The organism is Shewanella sp. 11B5, from assembly GCF_002836795.1.
In the GTDB taxonomy this organism is placed as follows: Bacteria; Pseudomonadota; Gammaproteobacteria; order Enterobacterales; family Shewanellaceae; genus Shewanella; species Shewanella frigidimarina.
In genome coordinates, this window is record NZ_PJAP01000356.1 from 1 (window position 1) to 8,534 (window position 8,534).

8 protein-coding genes are annotated in these 8,534 nt (G+C 40.3%); 4 read left to right on the forward strand and 4 right to left on the reverse strand.

Annotation, left to right across the window (positions count from 1 at the left end; all coding sequences use genetic code 11):
* Nucleotides 1-200 precede the first annotated feature (200 nt).
* Nucleotides 201-1,628 carry a cytochrome c oxidase accessory protein CcoG gene (gene ccoG / locus CXF78_RS07750; protein ID WP_011639433.1) on the reverse strand — a complete coding sequence of 476 codons (1,428 nt, stop codon included), beginning with the start codon at nucleotides 1,626-1,628 and terminating at the stop codon, nucleotides 201-203.
* A 76-nt stretch (nucleotides 1,629-1,704) separates the two neighbouring features.
* On the opposite strand from ccoG, the gene CXF78_RS07755 reads away from it, so the two are divergent.
* From CXF78_RS07755 to CXF78_RS07770, 4 genes are all read left to right on the forward strand, one after another.
* Nucleotides 1,705-2,052 (forward strand): hypothetical protein, encoded by a 348-nt coding sequence (locus CXF78_RS07755; protein WP_011639434.1) that lies wholly within the window; start codon nucleotides 1,705-1,707, stop codon nucleotides 2,050-2,052.
* A gap of 99 nt (nucleotides 2,053-2,151) precedes the next feature.
* A complete protein-coding gene (locus CXF78_RS07760; RefSeq protein WP_011639435.1) occupies nucleotides 2,152-3,066 on the forward strand; it encodes a 1,4-dihydroxy-2-naphthoyl-CoA synthase in 915 nt (304 codons plus the stop codon).
* Nucleotides 3,067-3,263: 197 nt separating this feature from the next.
* Nucleotides 3,264-3,485: a DUF2061 domain-containing protein gene (locus CXF78_RS07765; protein ID WP_059746129.1), complete on the forward strand. Its 222-nt coding sequence runs from the start codon at nucleotides 3,264-3,266 to the stop codon at nucleotides 3,483-3,485.
* A 779-nt stretch (nucleotides 3,486-4,264) separates the two neighbouring features.
* The gene (locus CXF78_RS07770) at nucleotides 4,265-5,866 is read left to right on the forward strand and encodes a methyl-accepting chemotaxis protein (protein ID WP_102036448.1); all 1,602 of its coding nucleotides are present in this window, start codon (nucleotides 4,265-4,267) and stop codon (nucleotides 5,864-5,866) included.
* Nucleotides 5,867-5,884: 18 nt separating this feature from the next.
* On the opposite strand, the gene CXF78_RS07775 is transcribed toward CXF78_RS07770, so the two are convergent.
* The 3 genes from CXF78_RS07775 to CXF78_RS07785 form a co-directional block, all read right to left on the reverse strand.
* A complete protein-coding gene (locus CXF78_RS07775) occupies nucleotides 5,885-6,730 on the reverse strand; it encodes a PepSY-associated TM helix domain-containing protein (protein ID WP_308302241.1) in 846 nt (281 codons plus the stop codon).
* Nucleotides 6,688-7,218, reverse strand: coding sequence for an FMN-binding protein (locus CXF78_RS07780; RefSeq protein ID WP_011639439.1), 531 nt, complete (start codon nucleotides 7,216-7,218; stop codon nucleotides 6,688-6,690). The genes CXF78_RS07775 and CXF78_RS07780 overlap by 43 nt, the downstream gene beginning before the upstream one ends.
* Before the next feature lie 114 nt (nucleotides 7,219-7,332).
* Nucleotides 7,333-8,508, reverse strand: coding sequence for a porin (locus CXF78_RS07785; RefSeq protein ID WP_011639440.1), 1,176 nt, complete (start codon nucleotides 8,506-8,508; stop codon nucleotides 7,333-7,335).
* Between the last annotated feature and the right edge of the window lie 26 nt (nucleotides 8,509-8,534).

The window sequence follows — 8,534 nt, forward strand, 5'->3', positions numbered from 1 at the left end:
ACCGTTGTAAACTTCAATTTGAACCTTACAACCTGTCAGCGACGTATGCCGTGTCAGTGGTTGCGCATTATAGGGAGCTTAATTATTTGTGCAAGCATAAATAGGCTAAATATTGCAAAAACATGACCGAGAGGTGCTTTTTCAATCGAAAAGAACAAAAAAGGGACTATCCGTCCCTTTTTAGGCTATTTCACTCGGTTCTAATCACCAAAGAATCGAGTTTCCTGTTTTATTTCTATTGGGCTACCATCTATTTGTGCAGTTATTTTGATATCGATTTTGGTGATACTTCTCTTCAACTCAATAGGATCAACTGCAATACTAATTGGCAGGGTTAATACTTCACCAGCTTCTATCGATACATGCTGTGGGCCAATCCATCTGGCATTAGGCAAACCTTCGACGCTTAGTTCGTATTCTTGTGGTTGCTCTGTTTTATTGAGAATTTTAATCGTAAAGGTATTTTCTGTATTGCCCTGGTTATTTTCTCGATAAAGTGAGTTTCTATCTCTAATGACATCCATACGTACCGGAGCAATCGTTGCGCTGGCATAAATGAATATTAATATCATCGCAGTCAGCACCACACCGTAACCAACTAACTTAGGTCGCAGTACCTTTTCTTGCACACCATCAAGTTTGTTTTCTGTTGTGTAACTGATTAACCCTTTATCGTATCCCATTCGTTCCATAGTGTTATCGCATGCATCGATACAAGCACCACAGTTAATACATTCATATTGCAGACCATTACGAATATCGATTCCAGTTGGGCACACTTGTACACACAAGTCACAGTCAATACAGTCGCCTAAACCCATCTCTTTAGGATCTTGTTTACGTGTACGAGGACCACGGGTTTCACCGCGTTGGGTGTCGTAGCCTACTATATAGGTATTCTTATCAAACATGGCAGCTTGGAAGCGGGCATAGGGACACATGTGAATGCACATGATCTCACGCATCCATCCGGCATTACCGTAAGTAGCAATAGTGAAGAAAACCACCCAAAAATATATCCCGCCACCTGCATTAAGGGTAAAAAAGTCAATATAGAGCTCACGACTTGGAACAAAGTAGGATACAAAGGTAGTAGCTGTTAATAGTGATATTAATAACCAAGAGGTATGTTTTGCTGTTTTACGCCAGAGTTTATTCACACTCCACGGCATTTGGTCAAGCTTGATACGTTTATTACGCGCGCCTTCAAACTTTTCTTCAAACCATATAAAGATGAAGGTCCACACTGTTTGTGGGCATGTATAGCCACACCACACTCGGCCTAGATAAGTGGTAACGAAAAACAGCCCAAATGCGGCTATCATAAAGAGTGCGGCAAGCAAGGTGAGATCTTGTGGCCAAATAGTTAAACCAAAGACGTGAAATTTTTGCTCAGCAAGATTAAACCAAACGGCTTGACGGTCTCCCCAGGGTAACCAAGGCAGAAGTAAGAAAAATAACATGGCTATCCACCCCATATAACGTCGTAAGGTTGTCCATAAGCCATCGACAGCTCTTACGTAAATACGGTTGCGCGGATTGAAGCGGTCTGCTTTACTAGCATCAGGTTGATGGATTTGAATACGTTGTTGTTTGGAAAAGTCCTTGGAGTTGGATTCTGTCGTCATGTTACAGCCTTACTGCTTTAATATTGAACGATAACTAGCTTATTATATAGGTAATAACACATTATTGGATAAAAAGATGAGAGGCTGGATAGGATTAGCAATAATCGCGGGGGTTATTTATTATTTCGCGACAGAAACAGACAAGCTTGATAAGCCCATTAATGACATTAAAACGATGTTTACTAAGGCAGATAAAAAGCTTGATTCGATGACTGGTACAAAAATCACTAAAATAGATAAACACATTCCACAAATTAAAACGGAAATTTATGAGCGTTTATCGACAATTGAAATTCGTGAATTAGATGGTGTATTTACCAGTAATGAAGCAATTAGCGAGTTTAAAAGCCAATACTGCCATAGTAGTGCTCGCCACCCTGTTTTTACTAAAGACAATCTGCAATTTATTTGCGATAAAATCTAATAACTCGAGATCGTTAACGATTTTATGGTAACGAATTGACCTAAGTATCAAATAAGCCTAGCCTTTGTGTAATATCTGCAATAGGGGCTAGGTTTTTTTATGACACAATCACAAGCTGAATCGGTATCTGACATCTTTGACCCTGAGTTATGGGATCTTGTCGAAGGATTCAATTTTGAAGACATCACTTACCACCGCGCAAAATCTCAAGGCACGGTGCGTATCGCAATAAACAGGCCTGATTGCCTTAATTCATTTCGCCCTAAAACGGTAGACGAACTCTATACAGCTTTAGACCATGCTAGACAATGGTCCGATGTAGGTTGTGTACTCATTACAGGCAATGGACCATCAGCAAAAGGTCAGTACTCATTTTGCGCAGGCGGCGATCAGCGTATTCGTGGTAAAGATGGCTATAAATATGAAGGTGCTGAAGAAGGCACACCTGATGTCGCTCGCATGGGGCGTCTGCATATATTAGAAGTGCAGCGAATGATCCGCTTCATGCCTAAAGTGGTCATTGCGGTTGTACCTGGCTGGGCTGTGGGTGGTGGACATAGTTTACATGTGGTTTGTGATTTAACGTTGGCGTCAAAAGAACATGCTGTTTTCAAGCAAACCGACCCTGATGTAGGCAGTTTTGACTCCGGATATGGCAGTGCTTATTTAGCCAAGATGATTGGTCAGAAGCGTGCCCGCGAAATCTTCTTTCTTGGGTTTAATTACTCTGCAGAAGAGGCATTTAACATGGGTATGGTAAACCGCGCCATTCCACATGCCGAACTAGAAACTGAAGCCTTAGCCTGGGCCAAAGAGATTAATTCTAAATCCCCCACAGCAATGCGTATGCTTAAATATGGCTTTAATATGGCTGATGATGGTTTGGTTGGCCAACAATTGTTTGCCGGTGAAGCAACACGCTTAGCCTATGCTAGTGAAGAAGCTCAAGAAGGTCGTGATGCCTTTTTAGAAAAACGAGATCAAGACTTTTCACGTTTCCCGTGGCATTACTAATCACAATATCTGTTTTAATCGCCTGAATTAATTCATGTTATTAACTGTAATGGAAGGCCCTTTTTAGGGCCTTTATTGTTTTCAATATTAAAAATCACAAACGTAATCGAAATTTTCATTTGCAGTAATCGAATCAACCCTCTTTACATGATAATGAGAACTGTTATCATTTAAATAAATCAAACAGGGGATTCATCATGAAAAAGACAATCAGCTTTGCCATTTTACACTTCAGTGTGGCTTTTACGATTACCTACCTATTAACCGGTAGTATTATTATCGGTGGTACCATTGCCCTGCTTGAGCCTGCCGTCAATACAGTTGTGTTCTACTTCCATGACAAAGTGTGGAAAAATATTGAGTTGAAAAAGATGCAACAAACTGAAATAACAACTGAGTCAATACAGCTTGTGAGCTAGGATGATGCTGACATTGATAACCATCATCTGACTAACATATGCTTGTTGCTATACGATGCGAGTTTAACGATAGCAATATCGTAAGCGGCAAGATTTGCCAGCCTAATACGTATTGACCTTATAACTCAATAGGACTGTTTGCGAATAACCTGCATAGTTAAACAGGTAAGCATACAGACCACACTGTACAAGCTGCATATATTTAGACGACTGAACTACGATTAGACCTAATGCTAATATTGTAAAGCTCTCAAATACAAAACATCAAAAGTTAATATCGTAATTAACGAAGATTTGATGACTTGCCACTGCAGGATTACCACCATGCTGTGTTGAAACAACATGAACGCCACCTTCCAATATCCTTATCACCAGCACTGACTGTCAAACAAATGCAGATGCAGACTACAACCAATAACATGTATGGTTAATTTGATTTTGTAATCGCGATTATGCATCTGTTCAAGCTATTGTTTATCTGTTTCAACGTTATTAAGACAATTTATCAATAGAATAATTAATCATGCTCGCCAAGATATAAGCACAACACTAGGCTACTATTGACACGAGTATGTACAAATTAGAGTCGATAGTCCTTTTGGCCACTAATCAGCTTATATTCACAATAAACGCAACTAGCATAATTTAACGATTCCTAATCAAGAATGTTAATACTGTGCCGATATGTTTAACATTAGAATAAAATGAACATAACTTCTCTTGTATCTGGTCTTAGTAACACTGAGATCAAAAAAATGACCCGATTAAGGTATTAACCCATGTTTAACGCTTTTAATACTATCAAAGCTCGTATTCTTCTAGGCTATGCAGCTATTTTATTAATGACCCTAGTGGCTGCTGTTTTACTCAATAACAGCAACCAAACCGTAAAACGAGAAGTCGGTGGGTTTGTTGATGGCACATTACCAGCGCTTAACAGCATTACACGGGTGCAAAGCCTTGCCAAAGAATTGGTATTAATGGGTTATTCTTTATATGGCACAACTATCGATGTTACAGAATTTAGCCAGAATAAAGTTAAACTAGAAAAAAGCCTTAACGAGCAATATCAACAATTAAATACCGTAACATCTACTCAATTAATGCCACAAATTGACGCGCTTAACGCCGCGTTATCGGCACTTGAAAACACCATGAGCAAATCATCGGTAGATTGGGACAATGCCCGTAATCATTTAAGCACATTAAATAACAGTGCTAACGAGCTCAAAGATCGTCTAGATGTTCTTGCTGAGGAAATCTCAACTCAAGCCAACCTTAATGCGATCAACATTCAAAATGAACTTGGCCATAATACTATGCTTATTTTTGTATTAGTCGGGCTAATGTTGGTTGTGGCTGCTGGGGCTTACTTAGCAGCACAAAAACAAATTGCTACGCCGATTCAGCAACTATCAAACGACCTCACCCGCATTGCCCAAAATCGTAATTTGAAAGCTAAATTATCTGATGAATGTATCGTTGAAATTAGTAATGTGGCCACCAGTGTTAATGGCTTAATTAACGTATTCCGTTTAGGGATGAATGAAGTACATGATGCCATCGCCAGTATTAGCCAAACCGTTGCCCAATTAAGTAACACTACAGGTAAATCATCAGCATCTGTGGATGAGCTTCAACACACTATTGTGAGTTTAGTGGATGTAATGTCGCAACTTGAGCAACAAATGGAGCAAAGTGTCGAACACTCACAAAGTGCTTCAGACTCTGCTCAGCAGGGTGCGCAGAGTATGGTTGAAGGGCAAAAAGAAGTTAAACAAACAGCAGACAGCATTAGCGTACTGGCTCAAGACATTGAAACAACCGCCAGCATGTTACTAACACTGCAAAATTCAGGTAAACAAGTAGCGACAGTGGTTAAAACCATTGCCGATATTGCCTCACAAACAAATTTATTATCATTGAATGCAGCCATTGAAGCGGCTAGAGCTGGTGAAACCGGAAGAGGTTTTGCGGTTGTTGCTGATGAAGTTAGAACGCTAGCCTTGCGCACGCATAATTCAACAGTAGAAATAAATACAATGCTGGCCAATATTGTCGATTCAATTCAATCTGCGGTCGACAATATGGCATCAAACCAACAAAAAGCACAACACTCAGTATCATTAGCAAATCAGTTAGTGATAACGCTTGAACAGAGCCGCCAACTTATTTTGTCTCTTGCTACCGTCAGCCAAGAATCTGCCATGCTAGCACAAGCTTCACAGCAGCAAGCGAATACCGTTAAACTTAAAGTGCAAGATTTCACGCTATTAGGTGAGTCAGTTTCTGAGGGTAATCATCAAATTAGCGAGGCTGGTAATTTGTTGAGTAATTTAGCTGACAAGCTAACCGACACAGTTGAGCAATTTGAACGCTAAACATAGTTATTGAATAGACTATCTCGGTGGTTTTTGTTTTAACCAAATCCAAAAGCCGCTGAGAGATACCATTAACAATGCTAGCGCAAATAAGTCCCACAACCAAACCGTTAAATGACCAAATAAACGTCCACTATGTAAATCGAGTATCACACGTTGCCAATGCAAATTAGCACTGCGAGCAAGATTAACAACCTCTTTGTCTACAACGTCACTTTCACTCAGCCAAGCGACTGGCGTTGTTAACGGCGCAATAGCTTGCCAATCGATGAGTTGTTCGTCGGCTTGATAAACGCCATTGTCGGTATTTAACCACACCCGCCCATCTACAATCGCTAGCGCTAACAAACCAGATGGAAGACCTGTGCTGGCATTTTGAGTTTCTTGCAATTGACCAAGATCATTAAACAAATACAATTGCTGTGCATCTATGGCCACCAGCATGTTATCGACATAGCTGGCACTGATTAAGGTCGTATTTGCCTCTAAAATCATATGTTGGTTTTGCCACAACAAATTATCGGTAATATATAATGCAGACGGTGCAATACCAAACTGAGCAACATGAGAAGGTGCAGCAATACCATAATAATCAAGCAACCACGACTGGGTAACTGGTGTTTGGTCTAAACCAAAATCATCGCTGTGGTTTATTGCTACGCCTGTAAGCACTAACAATAAGATAAACAATGCACTCACTAATCCTAAGCGACGATGCCAAGGACGAAGGGCTCGCAAAATCTTAAGTCTAAAACGGTTACGTCGAGATGTTTTAGTCACACTAACCTGCTTGAAATGATCCGCTTGAATTGAAACGTGGCTTAGTGCACCACATGCGCATGAAGTAATAATGCAATGCGCGATAACTTAGTTAACGCTCTTACTGATAATGTCGCACCAGTAATCCCGTCTATATGCTTATCAAGCTGATGTTGATCATCTAACTTGGCCAGCTTAAATTGGTCTGTAAAAAAATCATGACGAACCTCGTCACCGCGACTTTCACGATAAACCAACACTTTAGTCCGCACAATTTGATGGTCTTTAATATGAATAGCGACCGTAATCGGCGACTCTTTGCCTATTTCGTCCATTATCCAAACGGTTTCATCATTGTGTTGCCAGTAGCGCATACGCATTTTATTAAAACGATGGGCTAAAATAGCTTCTATGGCTTGCTTTAGATCATCGTCTAACCACAACACTTTAGACTCGCCAGCATTGCCATTAAATGCTTGGTTAATAAAGGCGTCATTTGACTGATACTGTGTTGCTACAGCACTAAACGCCGACGAATAAACAGCTAATCCCATCATAAATAGCATCAAATATGATCGTAATATTGCCTGCATATCAATCCTTAGCCAAGAGTAAAAATAAGGGTGCCGACAATATACACTGTTGGCACCCATAATTTTACCGATAATCTGTTTTATCGGAGTGTCTTTTTACTGAATGCTCAGCAATTAGAACTGGTAACCAACACCTAGGTTGAAACCGTCTGAATCTGCAGCTCCACCAATGTTTTCGTAATCAGCTTTAAACACTACGTTTTCGTGTAACCAGTAGTTAACACCCACGTTGGTTTGTTTTTTCTTGGTGTCAGCGCTATCACCGGCATTGTTGTCCCACTCGTTATAACGAGCAAACACACCAAACTGTTCATTAATGCGGTAAGAAGGCTCAATATAGAAACCATTTTGCTTATCGCGACCTAATGCTTCAGCTTCTTTACCATCAATATCCCACTGGGCGAATAAAGCCTTAACAGTAAAGTTTTCAATGCTGTAAATAGCGTGTGCGGTTAACAATGTAGCAGAAGCGCTATCAACACCAGCAGTACCTTGAGTTAAGTCAGACTGGTACTGAACCGTGGCAGCTAATTCTAAACCCGGTACTGCAGTGTATTTTACACGACCGGTATAAGCTAAATCTTCGCCTTTTGCTTCAGATACTTTTTGACGACCGTTACGGATTTTATAGCCTGAGCTTTCATCCAAATACAAACCAGATGTCACTGCAGTGTCAAACGCTAAACCTGGAGCCGCTTTAATATTAAGGTTTAAACCACCTTCCCACCATGTTGCAGGAATAATGTCTTTTTCTACTGGGTTACGCTCAACACCGTAAAATACTGTTGGTTCGTGAGTTTCGTTGATAATACCCACTGGCATTAAAAATAAACCTGCTTTAGCGGTAAGCATCTCATTAAAGTCGTGCTCGATATAAGCTTGCTCTAACTCAACTTCGCCTTTTTTACTCTCACCGGCAATTGAGTGCTCAACTTCTAGTTCAGAGAAAAAACGAGTAGTGCTGTTAAACTCGTGACCTACAAATAAAACGAAACGGTGGAAGTCGAATTCTTTCTTGTCGGTACCCGTTTGGTTATTGCTAATGTTGTTATAGTGTAATTCACCATAACCACCAATAGTGGTTGCCGACTTGCTTGATGCAGTTGCTTCTACTACATCTGCAGTAGTTTCTACACGCTTTTCAGTTTGCTCAAGACGCTTTTCAAGATCTTTAAGCACTTTCTGCTGCTGCTCAATAATCTGGCGTAGTTCCGTTGTTTCGTCAGAAGCCATAGCTTGATTACTAGCCAAAAGACTAAATAGTGTTGCAGCAATTAACGTTTTTTTCATATTCCATCCCAATTAGATAATGTGAA

Excerpts from the sequence above, each read along its gene's own strand:
- CXF78_RS07770 (WP_102036448.1), top strand. The coding sequence starts at position 4,265 with ATGTTTAACGCTTTTAATACTATCAAAGCTCGTATTCTTCTAGGCTAT.
- ccoG (WP_011639433.1), bottom strand. The coding sequence starts at position 1,628 with ATGACGACAGAATCCAACTCCAAGGACTTTTCCAAACAACAACGTATT.
- CXF78_RS07785 (WP_011639440.1), bottom strand. The coding sequence starts at position 8,508 with ATGAAAAAAACGTTAATTGCTGCAACACTATTTAGTCTTTTGGCTAGT.
- CXF78_RS07765 (WP_059746129.1), top strand. The coding sequence starts at position 3,264 with ATGAAAAAGACAATCAGCTTTGCCATTTTACACTTCAGTGTGGCTTTT.
- CXF78_RS07755 (WP_011639434.1), top strand. The coding sequence starts at position 1,705 with ATGAGAGGCTGGATAGGATTAGCAATAATCGCGGGGGTTATTTATTAT.
- CXF78_RS07760 (WP_011639435.1), top strand. The coding sequence starts at position 2,152 with ATGACACAATCACAAGCTGAATCGGTATCTGACATCTTTGACCCTGAG.
- CXF78_RS07780 (WP_011639439.1), bottom strand. The coding sequence starts at position 7,218 with ATGCAGGCAATATTACGATCATATTTGATGCTATTTATGATGGGATTA.